Annotated in this window: 23 protein-coding genes; 7 read left to right on the top strand and 16 right to left on the bottom strand. The window is 66.4% G+C overall.

Annotation, left to right across the window (positions count from 1 at the left end):
- Positions 1–13: 13 nt before the first annotated feature.
- From AC5P7I_RS15760 to ppsR, 6 genes are all read right to left on the bottom strand, one after another.
- Positions 14–628: a CDP-alcohol phosphatidyltransferase family protein gene (locus AC5P7I_RS15760; protein WP_014647547.1), complete on the bottom strand. Its 615-nt coding sequence runs from the start codon at positions 626–628 to the stop codon at positions 14–16.
- 452 nt (positions 629–1,080) lie between these two features.
- Positions 1,081–2,442: an MATE family efflux transporter gene (locus AC5P7I_RS15765; RefSeq protein ID WP_262086971.1), complete on the bottom strand. Its 1,362-nt coding sequence runs from the start codon at positions 2,440–2,442 to the stop codon at positions 1,081–1,083.
- A gap of 118 nt (positions 2,443–2,560) precedes the next feature.
- Complete coding sequence (locus tag AC5P7I_RS15770) at positions 2,561–3,178, bottom strand: DUF2239 family protein (protein WP_014647549.1); 618 nt, start codon at positions 3,176–3,178, stop codon at positions 2,561–2,563.
- A gap of 124 nt (positions 3,179–3,302) precedes the next feature.
- Positions 3,303–3,791, bottom strand: coding sequence for an NUDIX hydrolase (locus AC5P7I_RS15775; RefSeq protein ID WP_014647550.1), 489 nt, complete (start codon positions 3,789–3,791; stop codon positions 3,303–3,305).
- A 41-nt stretch (positions 3,792–3,832) separates the two neighbouring features.
- Positions 3,833–4,342 carry a DUF1249 domain-containing protein gene (locus AC5P7I_RS15780; RefSeq protein WP_032956108.1) on the bottom strand — a complete coding sequence of 170 codons (510 nt, stop codon included), beginning with the start codon at positions 4,340–4,342 and terminating at the stop codon, positions 3,833–3,835.
- Positions 4,343–4,520: 178 nt separating this feature from the next.
- A complete protein-coding gene (gene ppsR, locus AC5P7I_RS15785) occupies positions 4,521–5,342 on the bottom strand; it encodes a posphoenolpyruvate synthetase regulatory kinase/phosphorylase PpsR (protein ID WP_014647552.1) in 822 nt (273 codons plus the stop codon).
- 144 nt (positions 5,343–5,486) lie between these two features.
- On the opposite strand from ppsR, the gene ppsA reads away from it, so the two are divergent.
- Together ppsA and AC5P7I_RS15795 are read left to right on the top strand one after the other, a co-directional pair.
- Positions 5,487–7,865, top strand: coding sequence for a phosphoenolpyruvate synthase (gene ppsA / locus AC5P7I_RS15790; RefSeq protein WP_262086974.1), 2,379 nt, complete (start codon positions 5,487–5,489; stop codon positions 7,863–7,865).
- Between the two features lie 148 nt (positions 7,866–8,013).
- Positions 8,014–8,907 (top strand): mechanosensitive ion channel family protein, encoded by an 894-nt coding sequence (locus AC5P7I_RS15795; protein ID WP_049408109.1) that lies wholly within the window; start codon positions 8,014–8,016, stop codon positions 8,905–8,907.
- Positions 8,908–9,036: 129 nt separating this feature from the next.
- Here AC5P7I_RS15795 and AC5P7I_RS15800 read toward each other — a convergent pair whose 3' ends face one another.
- From AC5P7I_RS15800 to AC5P7I_RS15820, 5 genes are all read right to left on the bottom strand, one after another.
- Entirely contained in the window at positions 9,037–10,152 is a 1,116-nt protein-coding gene (locus AC5P7I_RS15800) for an alkene reductase (RefSeq protein ID WP_014647555.1), read from the bottom strand.
- A 209-nt stretch (positions 10,153–10,361) separates the two neighbouring features.
- On the bottom strand, positions 10,362–11,234 hold the full coding sequence (locus AC5P7I_RS15805; protein WP_049441668.1) for an EcsC family protein: 873 nt from the start codon (positions 11,232–11,234) through the stop codon (positions 10,362–10,364).
- A 170-nt stretch (positions 11,235–11,404) separates the two neighbouring features.
- Positions 11,405–11,977, bottom strand: coding sequence for an oligoribonuclease (orn, locus tag AC5P7I_RS15810; protein WP_014647557.1), 573 nt, complete (start codon positions 11,975–11,977; stop codon positions 11,405–11,407).
- A gap of 75 nt (positions 11,978–12,052) precedes the next feature.
- On the bottom strand, positions 12,053–12,577 hold the full coding sequence (tadA, locus tag AC5P7I_RS15815) for a tRNA adenosine(34) deaminase TadA (RefSeq protein ID WP_014647558.1): 525 nt from the start codon (positions 12,575–12,577) through the stop codon (positions 12,053–12,055).
- A gap of 75 nt (positions 12,578–12,652) precedes the next feature.
- Positions 12,653–13,012 (bottom strand): winged helix-turn-helix transcriptional regulator, encoded by a 360-nt coding sequence (locus AC5P7I_RS15820; protein WP_032961582.1) that lies wholly within the window; start codon positions 13,010–13,012, stop codon positions 12,653–12,655.
- Between the two features lie 78 nt (positions 13,013–13,090).
- Here AC5P7I_RS15820 and AC5P7I_RS15825 point away from each other — a divergent pair, with 78 nt between their 5' ends.
- Both AC5P7I_RS15825 and AC5P7I_RS15830 read left to right on the top strand, forming a co-directional pair.
- Positions 13,091–13,858, top strand: coding sequence for an NAD(P)H-dependent oxidoreductase (locus AC5P7I_RS15825; protein WP_069118271.1), 768 nt, complete (start codon positions 13,091–13,093; stop codon positions 13,856–13,858).
- A gap of 68 nt (positions 13,859–13,926) precedes the next feature.
- Positions 13,927–14,364, top strand: a complete 438-nt coding sequence (locus AC5P7I_RS15830) for an acetyltransferase (RefSeq protein WP_262086977.1) — start codon at positions 13,927–13,929, stop codon at positions 14,362–14,364.
- Positions 14,365–14,397: 33 nt separating this feature from the next.
- Here the strand turns inward: AC5P7I_RS15830 and AC5P7I_RS15835 are convergent, their stop codons facing one another.
- Positions 14,398–14,904, bottom strand: coding sequence for a GNAT family N-acetyltransferase (locus AC5P7I_RS15835; RefSeq protein ID WP_262086979.1), 507 nt, complete (start codon positions 14,902–14,904; stop codon positions 14,398–14,400).
- Between the two features lie 260 nt (positions 14,905–15,164).
- Between AC5P7I_RS15835 and AC5P7I_RS15840 the strand changes: the two genes are divergently transcribed.
- Genes AC5P7I_RS15840 through AC5P7I_RS15850 form a run of 3 tightly spaced genes read left to right on the top strand, consistent with a single transcriptional unit; the run spans position 15,165 to position 17,843 of the window.
- On the top strand, positions 15,165–15,821 hold the full coding sequence (locus tag AC5P7I_RS15840; protein ID WP_262086981.1) for a hypothetical protein: 657 nt from the start codon (positions 15,165–15,167) through the stop codon (positions 15,819–15,821).
- A gap of 43 nt (positions 15,822–15,864) precedes the next feature.
- Positions 15,865–16,518, top strand: a complete 654-nt coding sequence (locus AC5P7I_RS15845; protein ID WP_014647564.1) for a hypothetical protein — start codon at positions 15,865–15,867, stop codon at positions 16,516–16,518.
- Positions 16,515–17,843 (top strand): XVIPCD domain-containing protein, encoded by a 1,329-nt coding sequence (locus AC5P7I_RS15850; RefSeq protein WP_262086983.1) that lies wholly within the window; start codon positions 16,515–16,517, stop codon positions 17,841–17,843. Before AC5P7I_RS15845 ends, AC5P7I_RS15850 begins: the two co-directional genes overlap by 4 nt.
- Positions 17,844–17,896: 53 nt before the next feature.
- On the opposite strand, the gene AC5P7I_RS15855 is transcribed toward AC5P7I_RS15850, so the two are convergent.
- The 4 genes from AC5P7I_RS15855 to AC5P7I_RS15870 all read right to left on the bottom strand — a co-directional run bounded on the left by AC5P7I_RS15855 (position 17,897) and on the right by AC5P7I_RS15870 (position 22,116).
- Positions 17,897–19,165, bottom strand: coding sequence for a hypothetical protein (locus AC5P7I_RS15855; protein ID WP_425604937.1), 1,269 nt, complete (start codon positions 19,163–19,165; stop codon positions 17,897–17,899).
- Between the two features lie 97 nt (positions 19,166–19,262).
- A complete protein-coding gene (locus AC5P7I_RS15860) occupies positions 19,263–20,270 on the bottom strand; it encodes an XVIPCD domain-containing protein (protein WP_197556811.1) in 1,008 nt (335 codons plus the stop codon).
- Between the two features lie 57 nt (positions 20,271–20,327).
- The gene (locus AC5P7I_RS15865) at positions 20,328–20,864 is read right to left on the bottom strand and encodes a hypothetical protein (RefSeq protein ID WP_197556830.1); all 537 of its coding nucleotides are present in this window, start codon (positions 20,862–20,864) and stop codon (positions 20,328–20,330) included.
- A gap of 778 nt (positions 20,865–21,642) precedes the next feature.
- The gene (locus AC5P7I_RS15870; protein ID WP_080376402.1) at positions 21,643–22,116 is read right to left on the bottom strand and encodes a DUF4189 domain-containing protein; all 474 of its coding nucleotides are present in this window, start codon (positions 22,114–22,116) and stop codon (positions 21,643–21,645) included.
- Between the last annotated feature and the right edge of the window lie 53 nt (positions 22,117–22,169).

Genomic DNA, 22,169 nt, shown 5'->3' on the forward strand with positions numbered 1-22,169 from the left:
CCGCAGGGCTGGCTCATGGCTTGGGAATACGCAGGGTCTTGCTGATCATCAGCGACCCGGACAGGGCGAACAACAGCACCATCGGGTGCAGCTGCCACGGGCCGATCTGCCACTGGCCGAACCAGATATTCTGGCCGATGGCATCGGTGCCGGCGGCAATCGCCAGTACGATCACCAGCACCAGGCTGGTCGGGATCGGGGTGCCCTCGAAATACGTGACCTTGCCCTCGTCGCCGGCGAGCGCCTCGGCAGTGACGTTGTAGCGTGCCAGGCGGCTGACGCCGCAGCAGACGAAGTAGCTCAGCACCAGCCAGTCCCATCCGCCCTGCATGCCGCAGGCATAGGCCAGCGCCGCCGGCGCCACGCCGAAGGAGATCACGTCGGACAGCGAGTCCAGCTCGCGGCCCAGGGTGGAGCTGGACTTGCGCCAGCGCGCGATGCGCCCGTCGAGGGCGTCGAAGATGAAGGCCAGCGGGATCAGCGCCATGCCGAACAGCAGATAGCCGCGCTCGCCGTCCTGCAGGAAGCGCATCGCGGCAAAGACCGCACCGGTGCCGCAGAAAGCATTGGCCAGGGTGAACCAGTCGGCCAGCTGGAATTCGCGCAGCATCGAGAAGTGACGTTTCATGGGGTCTCACGGAGCATCAAGGCCCACAGGTTACCGCGAGCGCCGCCGCTGGCGACAGCGCTGGCTCAGCCGATCCTTCACCGCCCCCTCACCCGTCGTCACCGGCGGTGAATTTTTCGCCACCCATCTTGACAGCCTAGGGGGGTGGCGCCTGTCGGGGCTTATCCACAAAGTTGCCCACGCGTAATCCACACCCCCTGTGGACAACCAGATCTCACCGACTGCGACGGTGGACATTTCCTCATCACTCTTCCGCGGGGTTTCCCTACTTCCCAAGCCGCAGAGTCGGCGCTATGGTCACCGGCGGGCCCGCCGCCGCGTCCGATTCCTGGTGACGGGCGGCGATGATGCCGGATGCTTCCACCTGCCGCTGGCGCAGCGGCCCTGAAGTGGTAGAGCCGGCCGCTGGCCGGCTGCCCCGACCGTTCCGCGTTGCCGGCCAGCGGCCGGCACTACCCAGCCTGCACCCGCCGCCAGCGCTCGAAACAGAACACCTGCATCACCAGCATCGCCAGCAACCCCAGCGGCCACGCCCACCACACGCCGGCCAGCCCGTGCTGCGCCTGCATCCACATCGCCAGCGGCAGCTCCAGCAGCAATACCGCCGCCATGCCCAGCAGCGCTGGCCGCCATACCGTGCCACTGCCGCGCATCACTCCTACCAGCACGGTGCTGCCGCCCATCGCCAGCACGCCCCATGCCACCGTGCGCAACTGCAGCGTCGCCAGTTCACGCGCTTCGGCAGCCACCAGGATCAGGCCGGTCAGCCAGGGCGCAAGCGCCATCACCAGCAGCACCACTGCACTCAGCATCGCCAGTCCAAGCAGCACGCCGGTGCGGGCGATGGCCGGCAGCCGTGCCTTACGCCCTGCACCCATCGCATGCGCCGCGAGGATGGTGGCGGTAATGCCCAGCGACATCGCCGGCAGCTGCACCCAGCTCATCAACTGGTTGACCGCACCGTAGGCGGCCGTGGCCGTGTAGCCGTAGCGGTTGATCCAGCCCAGCAATACGATCTCGGCAATGGCCAGGCTGAGCATCTGCAGCGAAGACGGTACGCCGATGCGCAGCATCGCGCGGATGAGCGCGCCATCGAAACGGATGGCACGCAACTGCTCGCGCCGTGGCGCCAGGGGATGTCCTACCCGATGCCAGCGCCACAGCAACCAGCCCAGGGCCAACAATGAGGCAAACGCCGCCGATACAGCCGCACTGGCCGACCCCAGCCGCGGCAGGCCGGTCCAGCCCAGGATCAGCAGCGGCGTGCACAGCAGGCCGACCACCGTGGCCAGCAGCAGCGCCTGCAGCGGCGTCTTTGCATCGCCCACTGCGCGGCTCACGGCAGTGGCCAGCCACAGCAGGAAGAACACCGGAGCCGCCAGCAACAGCACGCGCGCGTACACGATGGACTCGCCGAGGATCGCTGCCGGCGTGCCCAGTGCCGCCAGCAGCTGTGGCGCGAAACCGCCGCCCAGGGCCATCACCGGCACCGACAACAGCAGGATCAGCGCCACCGCGCTGCCGGCCACCGCGCGCACCTGTTGCGGGCGGCCCGCGCCCCAGGCCTGGCCGATCAGCACCATCGCGCCCGTGGCCAGGCCCATCACCAGGGCCAGCAGCAGGAAAAAGACCGGGAAGAACGCCGCGGCCGCAGCCACCGCCTGTGTGCCAAGCAGGTGGCCGAGATAGATGTTGTCCAGCGTGCCTGCGGCCAGCTGCAACGCATTGGTCAGCAGCATCGGCAGCAGCAGCGTCAGGTAGGTGCGCCACAGCGGGGGTGCTGCCGGAGGTGTCGGATGTACAGGGGGGCTCATGGGATTCTCTGGGCAAGGCGCCGCCCTGCCCGGCGTTTCCGCCAGCAAAGCAAGCACAGGGGAAGCGGGCCGCGGCCCGCGATCAGATGACGCCGTCGCTCAGCAACGGCGCGATGGCTCAGCCGTCAGCGTCTTCGAACGCCAGCCGCAGGGCGTGGTCGCGCACATCCCTGGGCCAGGAATGCAGCGCCGCTTCCAGGCCCGCGCGGTCATGCGCGAACAGCACCCGAATGGCCTCCTCGAAGCCCGGCAGGTCACCGGCGATGGCCTGCAGGAAGTGATAGGTACGCTCGCTGTGGCGGCGCTGCCGATCCTCGTCGGCACCGGCACGGCTGGCCGCTTCCACCAGCCTGCGCAGCACCACCGAGGCCCCACCCGGCTGTTCGGCCAACCACGCCCAATGCCGCGGCAGCAGCGTCACTTCGCGGGCGACCACGCCCAGCCTGGGGCGGCCACGGCCACGCGGGGTTGCGGGCGCCTCTCCGGCAGTGACGTCGGCACCCGCCTCCACGGCGGAGGGAAACGCTTCGGTCACCCGCGCCAGCAGCTCTGTGTCGCTGCCGCGCGTGTCGAAATCGCGGGTTCGCCCGCTGGCGTTGTCGAACACCAGCAGCGGACCGGCTGCGTTGTCGGCACGCAGCTGTTTCAACGCCAGCGCTGCCACTTCCGGGGTACCGGAAGCGACCAGGCGATGGCCGTCGAAACAGCTGAAGGGAGGAAGTCGGGACACAGGCATGGCAATGGCATCAGAGGCGATGCGCGAATATTGCCCGGGTAATTTCACCGAGTCAATATTATCCGGGTATTAATTTGCCAGAAGAGCGTGCCAACCAAGGTTGGCACCCACCCGATTCGTCACCTCACAGCCGGCTGTAGGACCAGCTGACCATGCGGCCGTCCTTGTACGGCATCACGCCGTGGAACGGGCGCGGGTCGGCGTCGAACACCAGCGGCAGGAAGTTGCGGTCGCCCTCCCACATCGGCAGCGTGTCCAGCTTGTCCAGGTCCACCCACTCCAGCGTGCCTTCATGGTTGCCGCCGTGCGGGGTGCCTTCGAAGGTATCGATGACGAACACGAAGCCCAGCCAGTCTTCACCGTGCTTGCCGAAGCCCGGCCAGCTGAGGGTGCCGCGCAGGCGCATGCCGGTGCAGTCGATGCCGGCTTCCTCGGCGATCTCGCGACGCATGCTGGCTGCCACGTCCTCGTCCGCTTCGATCTTGCCGCCCAGCCCGTTGTACTTGCCCAGGTGGTGGTCACCCGGACGGGTGTTGCGGTGGATCATCAGCACCTGGCGACGATCAGGCGACAGCACGTAGCCCAGGGTGGCGACGATCGGGGTGTACGGCATGGGCGGCATCCAGCGGCAGGTCAGCCGTGGATTATGGCCGATCAGCGCACCAGCGACAGGCGGCGCTCGGCGGGTGTGCCTGCGCCATCGGGATCGCGGCGCAGGGTGGCCACGCCGTGACCGCGCTCAGCCAGGTATTCCAGCCACTTGCCGAGGAAGGTGTTCATCCGCATGCGGTGGCTGATCAGCTCGGCCGGCGGCGGGTACAGGCCCATCGTGTCCTGCCAGCGGCGGCCGACGTAGCAATGGGTGGTCTCGGCCTGGCGTGCGTCACGGTAAAGGCGCACATACGCCGAGGGATCCGGCTCACCGGTGACCGGGTCGGCCAGGTCGTAGGTCAGGCGCAGCTCCACCGTGTAGCGGTGGCACTCGATCACGTCCAGGCGTACGTCCAGGCCGTCGCCGATCGAGGAAATGTAGCTGCCCGCCACCAATCCGGCCGGTTCGAACAGGCGCACCAGATGGCGGTAGTTCTCCGCGTACAGGCCCATGAGCCAGCTCAACCGGCTCAGGCGGGGAATACGTTCGGTGCGGGGCGAGGCTTGGGCCATGGGTCGATCCTACACGTTGGTGCTTCAACGTGGGGGCGCCTCAAGCCACAGCCAACCCGACAACGACGATCCCCGTGTAGAGCCGAGCCCATGCTCGGCTGCTGTTCGGGAAGAACCCGGCGGCCCAGCCGAGCGTGGGCTCGGCTCTACAGGGCGAAGTGCGGCGCGCCGGAAAGGCTCAATACAGCTCGCGCTGCAGCCCCAGCGTGGCCAGCACCTTGCTGGAAATCTCCTCGATCGAGGTATGCGTGGTGCTCAGGGTCGGGATCCGCTCCATGCGGAACATGGTCTCGGCCGCAGCCACCTCGCGCTTGCAGGTCTCCAGGTTGGCGTAGCGCGAGTTCGGACGGCGCTCCTGGCGGATCTGCTGCAGCCGGTCCGGATCGATGGTCAGGCCGAACAGCTTGCGCCGGTAATTGCGCAGTCGCGGCGGCAGGCGATCGCTTTCCAGGTCTTCGTCGGTCAGCGGGTAGTTGGCCGCGCGTACCCCGTAATGCAGGGCCAGGTAGATGCAGGTCGGCGTCTTGCCCGCGCGCGACACCGCCACCAGGATCACGTCGGCATCGTCGTAGTTCACCGCGATGCCGTCGTCATGCGTCAGGGCGAAGTTCATCGCGTTGATGCGACGGTGGTAGGTATCGAAATCGACCATGCCGTGGGCCTGGCCGACCCGGGCCAGGCGCGGGCTGGCCAGTTCACGCTCCAGCGGCTCGATGAACGGCGCGAACACATCCAGCATCAGCGCCCCGCTGTCGGCCAGGATCAGGCTCAGGCTCTGGTCCACGCAGGAGTTCACCACGATCGGCCGGACCTGGTAGCGCTCCCCTGCCGCCTGGATCCGGGCACAGGCTTCACGCGCTTTTTCGGGGTCGTCGACAAACGACATGCGGTCGGTAATGAAGCTGAACCCGGAGAACTGGGTCAGCAGGCTATGCCCAATGGTTTCAGCGGTGATACCGGTTCCATCGGAAACGTAGAACACCGGACGGATGGTCGACATGCGCGCTTTTACCCCCTACGAAGCTTAAAAAGGCCGCCAGCACAAGCTTGTGCCGACGGTGCTCTGCCCGGCATCATATCGGCTTCTTCCTACGGACGCGGCCACTCAGCCCGCCTCGGGCGATGGCCAAACGGAGCATCGCGCTTGAACGAGAACATCCTGTGGTTGCACGAACTGCGTCTGGCCGATCTGGCCCGCGTAGGCGGCAAGAATTCGTCGCTGGGCGAGATGATCGGCAACCTGGCCGGTCTGGGCGTTTCGGTGCCGGGCGGTTATGCCACCACCGCTGAAGCCTTCAAGGACTTCATTGCGCACAACGATCTGTCCAAGCGCATCTTCGACAGGCTGGCCACGCTGGACGTCGAGGACGTCAACGCGCTGACCGCCGCCGGCAAGGAAATCCGCAGCTGGGTGATCGATGCGCCGCTGCAGCCGCAGCTGGACCAGGACATCCGCACCGCCTACGCCAAGCTGAGCGCCGACAACGGCGGCGGCGACGTGGCCGTGGCCGTGCGTTCCTCGGCCACCGCCGAGGATCTGCCGGATGCGTCCTTCGCCGGCCAGCAGGAAACCTTCCTCAACGTCACCGGTGCCGACGACGTCGTGCACAAGGTCAAGGAAGTGTTCGCCTCGCTGTACAACGACCGCGCCATCGCCTACCGCGTGCACCACGGCTTCAAGCATGAGGACGTGTTCCTGTCCGCCGGCGTGCAGCTGATGGTGCGTTCGGGCGTCGGTTCGTCCGGCGTGCTGTTCACCCTGGACACCGAGTCCGGCTTCCGCGACGTGGTGTTCGTCACCTCTTCGTTCGGCCTGGGCGAAATGGTCGTGCAGGGCGCGGTCAATCCCGACGAGTACTACGTCTACAAGCCCACCCTGCAGGCCGGCAAGCCGGCGATCCTGCGCCGCTCGCTCGGCAGCAAGGCGATCCGCATGGTGTATTCCGATGTTCCGGGTGAGCGCGTCAGGATCGAGGACACCCCGGCCGAGCTGCGCAACACCTTCTCGATCAGCGACGAGGACGTGCAGGAACTGTCCAAGCAGGCGCTGGTCATCGAAAAGCACTACGGCCGCCCGATGGACATCGAGTGGGCCAAGGACGGTGTCAGCGGCAAGCTGTTCATCGTGCAGGCGCGCCCGGAAACGGTGAAGTCGCGCAGCCACGCCACCCAGATCGAGCGCTTCGCGCTGACCGAGAAGGGCGGCAACGTGCTGGCCGAAGGCCGCGCCGTCGGCGCCAAGATCGGCTCGGGCGTGGCCCGCGTGGTGAAGACGCTGGACGACATGAACCGCGTGCAGCCGGGCGACGTACTGATCGCCGACATGACCGATCCCGATTGGGAACCGGTGATGAAGCGCGCTTCGGCCATCGTCACCAACCGTGGCGGCCGTACCTGCCACGCCGCGATCATCGCGCGCGAGCTGGGCGTGCCGGCCGTGGTCGGTTCGGGCAACGCCACCAAGGTGATCGAAGATGGCCAGCTGGTCACCGTCAGCTGCGCTGAAGGTGATACCGGCTTCATCTACGAAGGAAAGCTCGGCTTCGAGCGCACCACCACCGATCTGGGCAACATGCCGCCGGCACCGCTGAAGATCATGATGAACGTGGCCAACCCGGAACGTGCCTTCGACTTCGGCCAGCTGCCGAACGCCGGCATCGGCCTGGCCCGCCTGGAAATGATCATCGCCAGCCACATCGGCATCCACCCGAACGCGCTGCTGGAATACGACCGCCAGGATGCGGCGACCAAGAAGAAGATCGACCAGAAGATCGCCGGCTACGGTGATCCTGTCAGCTTCTACGTGGACCGCCTGGCCGAAGGCATCGCCACGCTCACCGCCTCGGTTGCACCGAACCCGGTGATCGTGCGCCTGTCGGACTTCAAGTCCAACGAGTACGCCAACCTGATCGGCGGCAGCAACTACGAGCCGCACGAAGAAAACCCGATGATCGGCTTCCGCGGCGCCAGCCGTTACGTCGACCCGAGCTTCTCGGCCGCCTTTGCGCTGGAGTGCAAGGCCGTGCTGCGCGTGCGCAACGAAATGGGCCTGGACAACCTGTGGGTCATGATTCCGTTCGTGCGCACCCTGGAGGAAGGCCGCAAGGTCGTCGAGGTGCTGGAACAGAACGGCCTGAAGCAGGGCGAGAACGGCCTGAAGATCATCATGATGTGCGAAGTGCCGTCCAACGCACTGCTCGCCGACGAGTTCCTGGAGATCTTCGACGGCTTCTCGATCGGCTCCAACGACCTGACCCAGCTCAGCCTGGGCCTGGACCGCGACTCGTCGATCGTCGCGCACCTGTTCGACGAACGGAACCCGGCAGTGAAGAAGCTGCTGTCGATGGCGATCAAGGCCGCACGCGCCAAGGGCAAGTACGTCGGCATCTGCGGCCAGGGCCCGTCCGATCACCCGGATCTGGCCGAATGGCTGATGCAGGAAGGCATCGAGTCGGTGTCGCTGAACCCGGACACCGTGGTCGATACCTGGCTGCGCCTGGCCAAGCTGAAGGCCAACGGCTGATGCCGTAATGGGCTGACGTCGCTTTCATCGACGTCCGCACATACTGCTGCCGCACGCAAGCCCCGCCTCTGCGGGGCTTGCTGTTTCTGGCGTCCGTGCACGCCACGCGCACCTCGCGCCTGTCCCTCAGCAGCAAAGGAACTCCCGCATGATCGCCGCCGCCCGACCCGCCCCCGCCGCAACGCCCTGGTTCCACTCGCTCAACTGGGAGCGCCTGCTGGAAACCTACGGCGTACCGTTGCTGGCCGCGATCGTGGTGCTGCTGGTGGGCCTGTGGGTGGCACGACGTCTATCCAATGCAATGCCACGGGCGACCGCGCGCATGGGTGTGGACCCGATGCTGGGCAGCTTCCTGCGCAACGTGGTGTATGCCGCATCGCTTGTGATCGTGGTGGTGCTGGCGATCGGCACGCTGGGCGTGCAGATCACCCCGTTGCTGGCCGTGCTCGGTACCGCTGGCCTGGCCGTCGGCCTGGCATTGAAGGATTCGCTGTCCAACATCGCCTCGGGCGTGATGCTGGTGACGCTGCGACCGTTCCGTGTGGGCGATGTGGTCACCGTGGCCGGACAGACCGGCACGGTGCGCGAAGTGCGCATCTTCCAGACCGTCATCACCGGTGCCGACAACCAGCACACCACCATTCCGAACACGCTGATCACTGCCGCACCGATCATCAACCTCACCGCCGAACCGACGCGCCGCGTCGAACTGGTGATCGGCATCGGCTATGAAGACAACATCCAGCTGGCGCGCGATACCGCGCTGGCGTTGATGAAGGCCGACCCACGCGTGCTGCAGACACCGGCACCGGACGTGGTGGTGTATGAGCTGGGCGCGCACGCCATCAACCTCGGCATCCGCTGCTACGTGAAGTCGGCCGACTGGTTCGGTACCAAGGTCACGCTGCTGGAGCAGCTGAAGCTGGGCTTTGACAAGGCGGGCATCAACATCCCGTACCCGCAGCAGGACATGCACCTGTACCTGCACGGCAAGGATGGCGGGGTGATAGAAGCTGACGCGCTGGTGCGCGACAAGCCCTGATCCATGCCGGTAGTGCCGACCAACGGTCGGCACCCACCCATCGGCGATACGACATTGGAATGCCGGCCAGCGGCCGGCACTACCCCTCGCCCACTGGTAGTGCCGGCCGCTGGCCGGCAGCGTCCAGGATCAGGCCGCGACGCTCTCTTCCAGCGTCGGATAATCGGTGAAGCCCGCCGCGCCACCGCCAAAGAATGTCGCACGATCCGGCGGATTCAGCGCCGCACCGGTACGCAGTCGCTCCGGCAGGTCCGGGTTGGCGATGAACGGGCGACCGAAGCCGATCAGGTCAGCCCAGCCTTCAGCCAGTGCCTGCTCGGCGCGTTCGGCGGTGTACTTGCCGGCGTAGATCAGCGTGCCCGGGTAGACCATGCGCAGCGCCTGCTTGAACGCCACCGGCATCAACGGTGCATCGTCCCAGTCGGCTTCGGCGATGTGCAGGTAGCCCACGCCCAGCTCACCCAGCAGGTGCGCCGCGGCCAGATAGGTCGCCTGTGGCGTATCGTCCACCGCGCCCTGCAACGTCGTCAGCGGCGCCAGACGGACACCGACGCGGTCACCACCGGCTACGGCCGTCACCGCCTGCACGACCTCGCGCAGGAACCGCAGCCGGTTCTGCAACGCGCCGCCATAGCCGTCGGTGCGCCGGTTGGCCTGCGAGTCGATGAACTGGTTGATCAGGTAGCCATTGGCCCCGTGCAGCTCCACGCCATCGAAGCCGGCGGCCAGTGCATTGCGGGTGGCCTGTGCATAGTCGGCGACGATGCCCGGAATCTCGTCTTCGCGCAGCGCGCGCGGCATCGAGTGCTGGATCATCTCGCCCACGCCCGCTTCCGGGCCAGCGCCTGCAGGGTCGACAAACACCTTCACGCCTTCGGCCAGCAGCGCCGACGACGACACCGGTGCGGCACCACCCGGCTGCAGGGCCACGTGCGAGACCCGGCCCACATGCCACAGCTGGGCGTAGATGCGGCCGCCAGCGGCATGCACGGCATCGGTCACCCGGCGCCAGCCCTGCACCTGTTCCGGGCTGTGGATGCCCGGGGTCCAGGCATAGCCCTGGCCCTGCGGGCTGATCTGGGTGCCTTCGCTGACGATCAGGCCAGCACTGGCACGTTGGGCGTAGTAGGCGGCCATGTCCGCGGTGGCGACGTTGCCGTCGGCGGCACGCGAGCGGGTCATCGGCGGCATCACGATGCGGTTGGGCAGGGTCAAGGCGCCCAGGCGGTGGGGAGTGAACAACATGGCGGCGATCTCTTGCGGGGGGGGACTGCCGCAAAGGATGGGGATGCCAGCTGCCAGGCAACAGGCATGTACTGGCAAAACAATTGTTCCCCCAAGGCAAGGATGACCGGCCGGGGGGCAGAGCCCCTTCCTGCGGAACGGGATCCGACCCCGCGCGCAACCGGGGTCGGATCCCTTTGCAACGCAAAGGGCTCCGACCCCGAAGCCGGTTACAGCGTGGGCTCGATCAGCACGCCGCCATGCGCCACGCGGTCATAGCAGGCGCGCACCACGTCTTCCCCGTACTTCAGCTCCAGCCGACGCACGATGAAGTGGCCGCGCGCCATGTCCTGGTAGTAGTCGGTGAACATGGTATTCAGTGTTGCACCGGCGGCGGCACCGACGATCGGCACCGCCTGCGCAGCGAATTTCTCGGTAACCACCACGCCGAAGCGCGCCGCCACCTTTTCCACCATCTTCGCCAGCAGCTTGCCAGCTTCCTTTGGCGCCACGCCCAGGGTCAGGTCGCGGCCGGTCACCACGCGCCCGGCCAGCTCGGCCGACAGGTGGCGCATCACATCCGTGGTGAAGCCGCGGGCCAGGTAGTAGCCGGTCTCGCTGGCATCATCGCGCGGCGAGTTGCCGCCCAACGCGAACACCTCCAGGCACGCCTGGCGGGTGCTGAACTCGGACAGGTCGAAGCCCTCGCTGCGGGCCACGTCGGCCACCGCACGCATCATGATGGTGGTCGACACCGGCAGCTCGATGAACAAGGCCGCGAAGCCGAAGGCCCCACCGACCGCGCCCGAGGTGGCCGCCGCCAGTTTGTGCCAGCGGGTGGACGCCCCCTTGCCGGGGGTGTTGTCCATGCTCCACAGCGCGGCCTGCGCCGATTTGCTCAGCGCCGCCTGCACAGCACCGTGGATGCGGTTGGAGACCGAGCTGGGCAGCGCCTTCACCGCGAACTCCAGCGGCGTGCCGACCAGGTTGGCCATGCGCGCGGTCAGGGTCGGCGCTTCCAGCAGGGCCACCGCGCGCTGCAGGTCGGACCAGTCGCGGGCGTCATGGGCGATGTCGCGGGGGAGCAGGATCGGCTCGTTCATGGCGCCGATCTTAGCGCCAGGAAGTTGAACGGTTCGTCGCGGGGTACGACAGAGGGGGCAGAGCCCTTTCCGCAGGAAAGGGATCCGACCCCGGCGCCTTGCCGGCCAGCGGCCGGCACTACCCGTTGGCGTGTCATCCGATAGCGCCGGGCCATGCCCGGCGTCGTTGTTCAGGCAACCGGCAGCCCCGACAGCGCGCCCATGAACTGGCGGTAGTGGCGCAGCTCAGCGATCGAATCGTGCACGTCGCTCAGCGCAGTGTGGTTGCTGTTCTTGCCGACGCCGGCGGCCACGCTCGGCGCCCAACGCTTGGCCAGTTCCTTCACCGTGGACACGTCCAGGTTGCGGTAGTGGAAGTACTTCTCCAGTCGCGGCATCTGGCGGTGCAGGAAGCGGCGATCCTGGCAGATCGAGTTGCCGCACATCGGCGACAGGCCGGCCGGGATCCACTGCGCCAGGAAGTTCACCGTCTGCGCCTCGGCCTGGCCCAGGGTGGTGGTGCTGTCCACCACGCGCTGCCACAGGCCAGAGCGGCGGTGCTGGTTGCGGTTCCACTCGTCCATCGCTTCCAGCGTTTCCAGCGGGTGGTGGATGGCGAATTCCGGCCCTTCGGCCAGCACGTTGAGCTGGGCATCGGTAACCACGGTGGCGATCTCGATGATCGAATCGTTGTCGGTATCCAACCCGGTCATTTCCAGGTCGATCCAGATCAGTCGCTCGTTGGCCGCGCCGTTGTCCGCCATGTGTCGCCTCGTTGCTGGGCAGGCGCGCGGCCTGCCGGTGATGGAAAGAGGCGCCCATCATACCGGTTCGCCCCCTCAGGCCTCGCCGGCATGGTCTTCCAGCAGCAGCGGCGGCTTGCCACGCTTGGCACGGAAATAATTGGTCAGGCGCATGCTGGCCTCCTTGGCCAGCACCCCACCGTGGATCTCCACCCGGTGGTTGTGGCGGGCATCGCCCAGCAGGTCGAACACGCTGCCGCAGGCGCCGGTCTTGGGGTCGCTGGCGCCGTAGACCAGGCGGGCAACGCGTGCATGCACGATGGCCATCGCGCACATCGCGCACGGTTCCAGGGTCACGTACAGGGTGCTGCCGAGCAGCCGATGATTGGCCAGCCGCGTGCCACCGGCCCGCATGGCCACGATCTCGGCATGCGCACTGGGATCGTGCGAAGCGATGTTGAGGTTCCAGCCCTCGCCCAGCAGCTGGCCATCGGCGCCCACCAGTACCGCACCAACGGGGATCTCGTCGTACTCGCGCTGCGCACGCTCGGCCAGCGCCAGCGCATGGCGCATCCAGTGTTCATCGGCGTCGTGCACCGGTACACCCAGGGCGTCGGTCATGGCGGTTCTCGCGTGTCTGCAGGGCCAGGATGGCCGCCGGGGCCGCATTGTACGCCCGCGGCCGTGCAGGCGCCGCTAACGCGCGTCGAAGCGCTCGCGGGCGGCGTCCAGCGCCGGGAAATTGTGCTCGGCCCAACGGTCCAGGGCGGACAGCGTGTCAACCAGTCCACGTGCGACCTCGGTCAGCCGGTATTCCACATGCAGTGGCTTGCTGCCCCGCTCACACCGCTCGACCAGGCCGTTGCGCTCCAGCTGCCGCAGGGTCTGGGTCAACACCTTCTGCGAGATCCCTTCGATCTTCCTCAGCAGCGCGCCATTGCGTTGCGGGCCCTGCGCCAGCGCCGGCAACAGCAGCATCACCCACTTGCCGGAGATCAGCGCCAGCGCATCGCGTGCCGAGCAATCGGCGGCATAGACATCGCCCGGATAGGCCATGGTTACCTCAAGGTGCGTAATTGCCGGGGCATACCGGCGCCGCGAGGATGGTCGCACACTCCTCGAACACCTCGCCCCATGCGCGCCCTGATCCTGCTTGCCCATCCCGAACCCCGCTCGTTCAACGCCCACCTGGCCGCACAGGCCGCCGAACAGCTGCGGCATGACGCGCTGCAGGTGGACGTGGTCGACCTGTATGCAGAGGGCTTCGATCCGCTGGAAGCGGCCCGCCATCATTCAAGTCGCCTGCAGCCCGGCCGTTTCGATGCCCAGCGCGAACAACGCCACGGCGCCGAACAGGGCCGGCTGCCCGCCGATGTGCAGCGCCATCTGCAGCTGCTGCAGGCCGCGGATCTGGTCATCCTGCAGTTCCCGCTGTGGTGGTTCGCGCCGCCGGCAATCCTCAAGGGCTGGCTGGATCGCGTGCTGGTCTACGGGCCGATGTACAACAGCCGCCTGCGCCACGAGCACGGCGCGATGCGCGGCAAGCGTGCGTTGCTGAGCGTCACCACCGGCTCATCGGCACGGGCCTGCGCTGTCGACGGCCGCGAGGGAGATACCCGGTTGTTGCTGTGGCCCTTGATGTACAGCCTGCGCTACGTCGGCTTCGACGTGCTGGAGCCGCATCTGGTGCATGGCGTGCGTTCCGGGCTGGCAGCGGAGCGCGTGCAGGCACACGACGAGGCACTGGCTGCAGCAACCCACTACTACCGCGAACGCCTGGCGCAATGGCCGCGGTGGCCCACCGTGCCCTTCAATGACAGCGGCGATTTCGAGGATGGCGTGGTGCTGCGCGCGGAGGCCACTGCCTACAGCCCCTTCATCCGCCATCGCAACACCGGATGAATCCACGCCTGCGCGCTGGGTCGGGACGCGCCATACTACGCGCTCTTTGCAAGCACCTTGGTGAACCCATGACCACCCTCCGTCCCTCGCGCGCCGACGACGGCGCCGCCCTCGTCGACCTCTGGCGCCGCGCCGTCGACGCCACCCACGACTTCCTCAGCGCCGAGGACCGCCAGGCCATCGATGCCGAAGTCGCCGGTTTCCTGCCGCAGGCTGCGATGACCGTGGCCGTCGACGCGCAGGACCATCCCCTTGGCTTCATGCTGATCGACGGCACGCACATGGAAGCGCTGTTCATCGATCCGGACGTGCGCGGCACCGGTATCGGCCGGCAGCTGCTGCAGCACGCGCTGGCCCTGCATCCGCAGCTCAGTACCGACGTCAACGAGCAGAACGCGCAGGCCGTCGGCTTCTACCAGCGCATGGGCTTCGTCGAAACCGGACGTTCACCGCTGGATTCGCAGGGCCGCCCGTATCCCCTGATCCATCTCCGGTACAACGGCTGACATTCGACGGATGTTCGAGGCCCGCCCCGATCATCAGGCCGTGGCCTCGAATGCCGGCGAGTACTGCACCTCTCCCTGCGCCATCGGTGGCCGCAGGCACAGCGCCTGGAAGTACTCTGGCGGCACACCCGGCAGCACCAGGCCCGGCTCGGCGCGGAATCCGAATCGACCGTAATACGCGGGTTCTCCCAGCAATACGCAGCCCTGTGCCCCCTGCTCACGCAATGCGCCGAGCGCCGCGTGCATCAGCGCCCCACCGATGCCCTGCCCCTGCCATCCGGGCAGTACCGAGATTGGCCCCAGGCCAAACCAGCCGGTGCTGCCATCGCTGATCGTCACCGGCGACAAGGCAACATGTCCGACGACCTCCCCGTCCTTCTCGGCGACCAGCGAAAGACTCAGCGCTCCACGCGAACGCAGTGCATCCACAATGAAATGCTCGGTGTGGCTGCTGTGCGGGGCTTCGCGGAAGGCCGCCTCGGTGAGTGCGTGGATGACCGCGTGGTCTTCGCGGGTTTCAGGGCGGATCGTGCAGTTCAAGGACAACACCTTTGATGAAGTGATGGACATGTGAATGATCGATTCCGGTCACGGATTCAGCTGCGAACCTGCGTCCGGCGTCAGAGCCAACGCGACGATCGGATGCCCTGTGCGGCAAGCGATCTGCCGGCGGCGCGCCCCGGGAGCGTCAAAAATTCGTCTCCAAGGGGTGGCACAGGGCTCCCGGCACGTTCCATAATCGAGAAACCTGCCACCCAGGAAGGATAGATGGACATGGACGCACGATGCAGGATCGGGCCATGGGTGTAGCGCACCTCGCACACAGGGGACGGCCGCTGCTGGCAGTGCTCGCCCTCGTCCTGCTGGCGGCATGCTCGCCCTACGCCGATGCCGAGCGCGACGTCGCCGCGGGTGGACGCGGCCTGGCCAAACTCAACCCGGCGCCGAAGCAGGCCTATGAGCTGGTGCTGACACTGAAGGGCGCGCCAGGCCCGTTCGCGGTTGTTGAGGGCGTGGCCCAGTATGACGTGAGCAACTACGGAGACTGCGGGAGGGTCATCTGGTCCACCGGCACGGCCAGCCGCATCACCAGCCAGGAACCGGTGGAACTGGGCAGGACGGGCGAGAACGAATACCGCGGTACGTTCTACCTCGACCGCATGCAGGACCAGGACTATTACGATCGCGGTACGTGCCACTGGACGCTGACCGGCGTTGGCGCGATGTTGCGTGCCACGACCGGCGAAGCTGATACGCGATTCCTGACGTTCATCGACAAGAAGCGCATGGACGCGGGATCGCCGTTGACTCTCTACTATCCGAAGACTGCTTATCCCCGCGCCGAGCTCGCTGCCAACTTCCCTGCCAGCGGCAAAGAAGATCCGTCGGCCTACAAGGAGGAACTGCGCGACGCGCTGTTCTCGACCACAACCACTGTGCGGACGCTCGCGCCATGAGCTGCCAGTGCCACATTTCCCCCTACACACCAGGAGGCCGACATTGCGCCACAAGATGATTCCGTGCCTTGCTCTGCTTCTGTTGACCGCCTGCCATCCGGAGACCGCCATGAACCAGGAACGTGCCGCTGCTGAAGCCGATGTCGCCCAGGGTGGGCGCGGCCTCGCCAAGCTCAACCCCAGCCCGCGCAAGGCCTATGAACTGGTGCTGCGCCTGAAGGACGCCCCAGGCGATTTCGCGGTGGTCGAAGGTGTCGCGCAGTACGACGTCACCAACGAAGACCAGTGTGGCTATATCGAGCCGGCCACCGGCACGGCTGCACGGATTACCAGCCAGGAACCGGTGGAACTGCGCAAGGTCGCTGATGGCGAGTACCGGGGCACTGTATACATCGACCGCATGCTGGATGAGGATTACTACGGTCGCGGTGTCTGCAAGTGGGAGTTCACCGGTGCAGGCGCGATGCTGAAGGCGACGGGGGCCGAGGGCGAGACGCGTTTCCTTTCATTTATTGAAGCAGCGCCATTCGTGAAAGGCGAGACCGAGACTCGCCACTATCCTCGTTCGGACTATCCGCGCGTGAACGAGATTCCTGACTACGGCGCAAGCGGCCAAGAAGACCCCACCAAGTTCCGCCCTGAGCTGCAGAATTCGCTGTTCTCGGCTTCACTTGAAGCCAATGAGGTCCGCCAATGAGCCTCAGCAGCCAAGACTATGCGGGTATTTCCGACGACGTGTACAAGGACCGTGCGGTCGGTCGACGCGCTCCCGGCAAGGAAGAGCTCGTAGCGATCAACGGGCATGAGTACAAGATCCTCGAGCACGTTGATAATCGATTGAACGGTTATCAGGGAACGATCTACCAGCGAGTCGACACCAATGAAATTGTCGTCGCACATCGCGGCACCGAACAGATCGCCCGCGATGCGATCCTGACCGATGGTGGCATGGTTGTCGCCCGCACCAACGTCCAGGCACCGGACGCCATCGCGCTGACCCAACGCGCCCTGGCCTACGCCAAGAAGGAGGGGCAGGATCTCGGACAGCGCCCACCCGAAGTCACCGTCACCGGCCACTCTCTCGGTGGCGCGCTGGCCCAGATCACCTCGCACCATTTCAATGTCAAGGGCGAGACCTTCAACGCCTATGGCGCGGTCAGCCTCAGCTACCGCATCCCGGAAGGCGGCAACACCATGATCAACCATGTCATGGCGTCCGATCCGGTCAGCGCGGCGTCGCCGCACTTCGGCCAGGTGCGCATCTACGCCCGGCCAAATGAAATCAGCACGCTTGCCGCGAACGGCTTCAGCAATCACTCGTTGCGCGCCCTGATCCCTGACCGGCCGATCATCGCCGCAGGCAGCTCGTTCGGTGCGCACAAGCTGGGCAACTTCCTCGGCGACGGCTCGGTGCTGAAACACCCGGAAACGCAGAAGCTGGCAAAAGACAACGCCAGGATGATCGAGGAGTACCGCGACGACGTTGAATCACTGCGCCGTGGTGTCACCCGCGCGGCGCGGGGCATTCCGGGCGGCGCCGTCGATCTGTACGACCACATCCGCGGCCCGCTGCAGCCCGGTGAGCCGGCACGCCGCGAAGCGGAGAAGAACGGCCATCACACCAGCATGCTGCGCATGGACGATGCCAATCACCTAGGCAACCCGCTGTTCAACGACGCGATCCGTGGCGTGCATGCGCAGGACGTGCGAGTCGGCCGCGTGCCGGACGTGATGAGCACGCAGCTGGCAGGCAGCCTGGCCGCCGAAATGCACGCGGCAGGCGGCAAGCGCATCGACGAGGTGATGATGAATGCCGATGCCTCGCGCAGTTTCGCCGTGCAGGGCCAGGGCGGTGACCCCGCCCACCTTCGCGTGTCGGTGGATACGGCGGTGGCGATGAACACACCGCTGGAGCAGAGCAGCCAGCGCATCGACCAGCAGGCCGCTGGTCAGCGCCTTGCGCTGGAGCGCGACCAACAGCTGGAACAGCAGCAGAATCAGACCCGCAGCCTGCAGGCCTGATGCCCGCGCGGGAGCCGGCTATCCCGGCTCCCGCTGTACATTGGGACTCTGGTTCAGGGGCTGGAGGCTGCCACCGGCAGTGATGCTCCGGCCGTCACGAACAAATCCGGCCCGGAATCCGGGAATCCACCACAGGCCCGATCGCCGGGTGCCACCGGATCACAGGGCCACTGCGCCCGCGCAACCTTCTCGCGCAGCTCGAAGCGATCACCGGTCCAGACCACGAACGCGATGTGCTCGCGGTTCCAGTCACCGTAGGCGCGCGGACCGCCCTTCTGCGCCGACTCCGGGTACTGCACGAACCAGCGCATCGCCGGGCCGTACTGCAGCTTGCTGTGGTCCAGGCTGATCCGGCCCTCACGCGAGAGCTGGCGCGCACGATCAGCTTCCACCTGCTGCGGCATGGCCGGCATGGCATCGGCGGTCACATCCCTCGGCGCCGCATCCCCGCGGACCTGGTACACACGCTGGGCTACATAGGCCTCGCGGCAGTCGCCCGCTGGCACGCGCACGGGCTCCGCGCCGTACTCCTCGCGGTTGGCGACCCGGTCACCGCAGGTGAACGGCGCCGACACCAGATAGAACGTGCTGTCGGCGTCGCGTCCTTCCAGCGAACGCACCCAGATGTCGCCCATCCGCACGATGAAGTCCGGGCGCTGGCCGTAGCCCGGTACCGCCTTGAACCACGCCTTCTGCTGCACCTCACGCTCGCGCCAGCTGCGCGGCAGGTGGATGTCCTGTTGGGGCAGTGCGACCAGCAGCGAGGCCAGATGCGCCGGCATCGTGCCCTGGCAGGCGCCGATCAGCAGCTCGCCCTGGGTCGCCAGCCGCCCGGCCAGATCCACCGGGCAGCGGGCACCGAGCGCACGCTCGGTCGCCTGCTCGGACGGCAACGGCACGATGGCCAACGCGGGCGGTGCCGGCGCTACCGCCGGGACCGTTGGCTCGACGACGGCAGGCGGTGCGGCCACAGGCGCCGCCGCTACGGGCGGAACGGGCGCAGGCGCCGGTTCCGCAGTCGGCGCCGGTTGCGCGTCCACCACAGGTGTCGCAGGAGGTGTCACGGCAACCGGTACTTCAGGAGCCGGTGCCACGACCACAGCTTCGGCCGCCATGGGTGCTGCAACGGGCGCCGTCCCTGCAGGCGCGTCAATGGTTGCCTCGGCAGCGGGGGGCGTCTCCACGGCGGGTGCCGCTGCTTCCTGAGCCTGTGCCGACGCTGCGGCAAGGCCAAGTGACAGCAGCCAAAGCGGCGGCAGGCGGCGCACGGATGCATTGCAGCGGGCAGCGGCGTGCCGGGCATTCGAGGGAACGATTCGCATGTGGTGTCCTTACGAGTGGGTTTCCATGTCGGCGCCACAGGGCGCCACGCGTCGTACGTAAAGCGCCTGCGGGCACCCTGCCCGCCGGCATCAGGTGTTACAGGGATCGAGAACGCTGCTCCTGCTCGCGGGCGAGCGCAGCCGCCGGGTCCTGCTGGCCGACGCTGGCGGCCAACTGCTGGCTGCTCTGCGCCAGCGGCTGCTGCGCCGCCTGCTCGCGATCGACCGATGCGCGCAGCATGGCCGGATCGCCCAGCGCACCCTGCACCGCAAACAACGTGCGGCTATCATTGCCGGCCAGCAGATGATCGATACGCGACATTCCGGCCTTCTGCGCGCTCAACGCCAGTGCGCCGGCGGCATTGTCCAGCTCCTGCCCAGTGCGCAGCCCGCTCTGCGGCCCCATCTGCTGCAGGTGCTGGCGCGCCCCCTGGAACAGGCCGTGTCCCGGCTCACCCGGCTGCGACATGTCGCGCAGGGTGGCCTGCTGGGCCGGCGCCCCGACTTCGCCCCGCTCCAGCCGCGCCATCACATCAGGCGTCAGCTTCTGCTGCCACACATCGAATCGCTGCTGGCGGGCCTCGATGCCGTTCAGCCCACCATTGATCGCGCGCGTCGCTTCGCGCACATCCTCGCGCGCCGCCTCCGGTACCCGCGTCTGCCACTGCCAGACCGCAATACGGCCGGCGTGCTCGGGCTGCGCAGCCAGTTCCGGCTGATTCACCAGATCCAGATCCAGCGCCTTGCCGGCACGCTCGTAATTCTCCTTGCCGACCAGCGGCAGATAGCCACGTCCGTGATACTTCAGTGCATCACCAGGCGCGTCATTGCCCATGCGCCCGCCATACATCAATTCGGCCAGGTTCTCCGGGCGCCCACGCAGCGCCTCCTGGCGGGCGCTCTCAAGCGCGCCATTGCCATTGCGCCACGCCGCTTCCACCGGGATCTGCGAGATACCCCGGGTGAAGTTGAAACTCTCATTGAGCCGGCTCAAGCCACGGGACTCGTGCCCGGCCTGCGCCATGAAGTTGGCCAGTTCCCGGGACGAGGTCATGCCGGCCTCCGTGGCCTGCCGCAATAGCTGCGACTCTCTATCCTGCGACACGGTGAAACTCCTGCTCGATCATCGTTGGGTACTCCCGCCTCCTCACAGGCATGGCACTCAGGGCAAGCTCACGTCGGCGACGACGGACGGATCGAAATCCTCGAACCGCACCCGGCCAAGTTCGGCCACCGAGAAATCGCGCGTATGGGTGGCCTCGGTCTCGGTGTCGACCACCCTGCGCTGCACGCCATGCACCCAGCAGGCCTGCTCGGCGGGTGCATAGCGGAAGGTGTAGACACTGCTCCAGCGCTCGCGGCTACCACCATTGGTAATCACGCTGAACGCGCCGTCCTCGATCGTCACGTACGCGAAGGGATCGCCGGCGATGCCACCACGGGTGGAGCACGGCACCAGCTTGTCGTTGCGCGCGGCCAGCTGCCATCGGCCTGCGGCGTCGCCGAGCAGCAGCAACAGCACCCGGTTGGGACCGTGCTCGCCGGGCACCAGGCCGTCGGGCGCCGGTTGATCGATCACCAGCAACTGGTCGTCGACGCCATTGCCGGTGAGATCGCCGCGTACGGCTTCCAGCAGGTTCGCGCCAGACGGAACGAACGCCAGGGCATTGTCCATGTGCGTGCCACTCCCCTTCTCCATCCCCTGCAACTCCTTCAATCCCGTCCTGCCAGTATCCGAGCGGAAGCTGGAACCGGTGCAATGCACCATGCGCGACCAGCGTCCGCCATGCCGGATGATAGCCCTGAGCCCACGGCGACCGCGACGGTGGCATGCGTCATCCGCAACGCGGGTGATCAGAGTCCTCATGGACGGAAAAGCTCCTGCGTTCGATGGCACCGATGCGTCGGGATTTTGACGCGCACGCAGCTTACTTCGAGGAGGCGGGGCTCGTCGAAGGGGGCTTGGGATGAAAAGCGCACTTGATCACAGAAAAAGCGCGGTTAACGTGAATGGATGCCTACTCGCCCCTGACGTCACGCACGGCGCTGAAGTGTGCCCGGGTTTTTACGGCAGAAGCTGCACCGCCACATGCCTGCGAACTTGCCATGGGGGCCCTCCGCGTTGTCTGGAAGAACCCGGCTGCCAATGCGAGGCGCATCAGTAACAGTGTCGTGAGGATCAGGCCCATGCCGCCCAGCTGTACCACCTATGCGGGCATGCGTTTGTTGAAGGCAGCGGTCAGGAGGTGCTTCTTCACCATTGCCGTTGTCCAGAGCGAAGCCGATGCCAAATCACTATGTCCCAGGCGAGGGCACCCCATACAAGTGCATCCAGGTGGCTAGTGACGACACCCAACATTACCACCTAGATCGGCTGTTCCAGCTCCCCATAAATGAGATGGCCTGCCTTTCAGCAGGCCATTCCCATCATGCAACGGCCGATTCAAGGATCCCGCCCATGATTCGACTGGCATAGCTCAGAGAGATTCAAATATTGGCTCAGCACAATCCGTGTACAACACCTTGCATTGCCCTCCACCGTTCTTCGCGCAGTAGGACAGAACCCGACTGGTCGCCTCCTCTCTTGAGCCGGCGACGGAAATTGAAACTATTCCCCTACTACCCGGCTCAGGATCTGCATATGCGACGCACTGGTTCTTGTACGTTGTATCGATCTTGCAGTCTTTCGCCCCGTGTGTCGCGCACCGAGCAAGCGCTTCTGAGACAGCTTCTCGCTTTGAGCGCCTTCCAACGGAAGCCCCCATATCGCCCGTGCTTGCCGCCCCCGCAATTGCCCCCCAAGTCTTGATCCAACGTCCAGTAGCAATAGGACCGCTCTGCGCGCCTTCAGCACCGGAGCCCGGAATAGGTGCGCATCCACCTACGCCTTGACCGCCAACCGGGTACTGCCCTGGCGGACAACGCCCTTCCGCTTTCGCCTCACCCGTCATAAACAAACATAGGAGCAAGCCAGCAGGAATGAAGGGCAATGTGTATTTCACAC

The sequence above is a fragment of the Stenotrophomonas sp. YJH_SMC_138 genome (assembly GCF_059369855.1).

What these genes read in the sequence shown, in the direction of transcription:
- AC5P7I_RS15760 (WP_014647547.1), bottom strand. Translation starts at nt 628, where the DNA reads ATGAAACGTCACTTCTCGATGCTGCGCGAATTCCAGCTGGCCGACTGG.
- AC5P7I_RS15805 (WP_049441668.1), bottom strand. Translation starts at nt 11,234, where the DNA reads ATGAACGAGCCGATCCTGCTCCCCCGCGACATCGCCCATGACGCCCGC.
- tadA (WP_014647558.1), bottom strand. Translation starts at nt 12,577, where the DNA reads ATGACCGACGCCCTGGGTGTACCGGTGCACGACGCCGATGAACACTGG.
- orn (WP_014647557.1), bottom strand. Translation starts at nt 11,977, where the DNA reads ATGGCGGACAACGGCGCGGCCAACGAGCGACTGATCTGGATCGACCTG.
- AC5P7I_RS15840 (WP_262086981.1), top strand. Translation starts at nt 15,165, where the DNA reads ATGGGTGTAGCGCACCTCGCACACAGGGGACGGCCGCTGCTGGCAGTG.
- AC5P7I_RS15855 (WP_425604937.1), bottom strand. Translation starts at nt 19,165, where the DNA reads ATGCGAATCGTTCCCTCGAATGCCCGGCACGCCGCTGCCCGCTGCAAT.
- AC5P7I_RS15850 (WP_262086983.1), top strand. Translation starts at nt 16,515, where the DNA reads ATGAGCCTCAGCAGCCAAGACTATGCGGGTATTTCCGACGACGTGTAC.
- AC5P7I_RS15865 (WP_197556830.1), bottom strand. Translation starts at nt 20,864, where the DNA reads ATGGAGAAGGGGAGTGGCACGCACATGGACAATGCCCTGGCGTTCGTT.
- AC5P7I_RS15870 (WP_080376402.1), bottom strand. Translation starts at nt 22,116, where the DNA reads ATGACGGGTGAGGCGAAAGCGGAAGGGCGTTGTCCGCCAGGGCAGTAC.
- AC5P7I_RS15800 (WP_014647555.1), bottom strand. Translation starts at nt 10,152, where the DNA reads ATGTTGTTCACTCCCCACCGCCTGGGCGCCTTGACCCTGCCCAACCGC.
- AC5P7I_RS15795 (WP_049408109.1), top strand. Translation starts at nt 8,014, where the DNA reads ATGATCGCCGCCGCCCGACCCGCCCCCGCCGCAACGCCCTGGTTCCAC.
- ppsR (WP_014647552.1), bottom strand. Translation starts at nt 5,342, where the DNA reads ATGTCGACCATCCGTCCGGTGTTCTACGTTTCCGATGGAACCGGTATC.
- AC5P7I_RS15780 (WP_032956108.1), bottom strand. Translation starts at nt 4,342, where the DNA reads ATGGCCCAAGCCTCGCCCCGCACCGAACGTATTCCCCGCCTGAGCCGG.
- AC5P7I_RS15770 (WP_014647549.1), bottom strand. Translation starts at nt 3,178, where the DNA reads ATGCCTGTGTCCCGACTTCCTCCCTTCAGCTGTTTCGACGGCCATCGC.
- AC5P7I_RS15765 (WP_262086971.1), bottom strand. Translation starts at nt 2,442, where the DNA reads ATGAGCCCCCCTGTACATCCGACACCTCCGGCAGCACCCCCGCTGTGG.
- AC5P7I_RS15830 (WP_262086977.1), top strand. Translation starts at nt 13,927, where the DNA reads ATGACCACCCTCCGTCCCTCGCGCGCCGACGACGGCGCCGCCCTCGTC.
- AC5P7I_RS15775 (WP_014647550.1), bottom strand. Translation starts at nt 3,791, where the DNA reads ATGCCGTACACCCCGATCGTCGCCACCCTGGGCTACGTGCTGTCGCCT.
- AC5P7I_RS15820 (WP_032961582.1), bottom strand. Translation starts at nt 13,012, where the DNA reads ATGGCCTATCCGGGCGATGTCTATGCCGCCGATTGCTCGGCACGCGAT.
- AC5P7I_RS15825 (WP_069118271.1), top strand. Translation starts at nt 13,091, where the DNA reads ATGCGCGCCCTGATCCTGCTTGCCCATCCCGAACCCCGCTCGTTCAAC.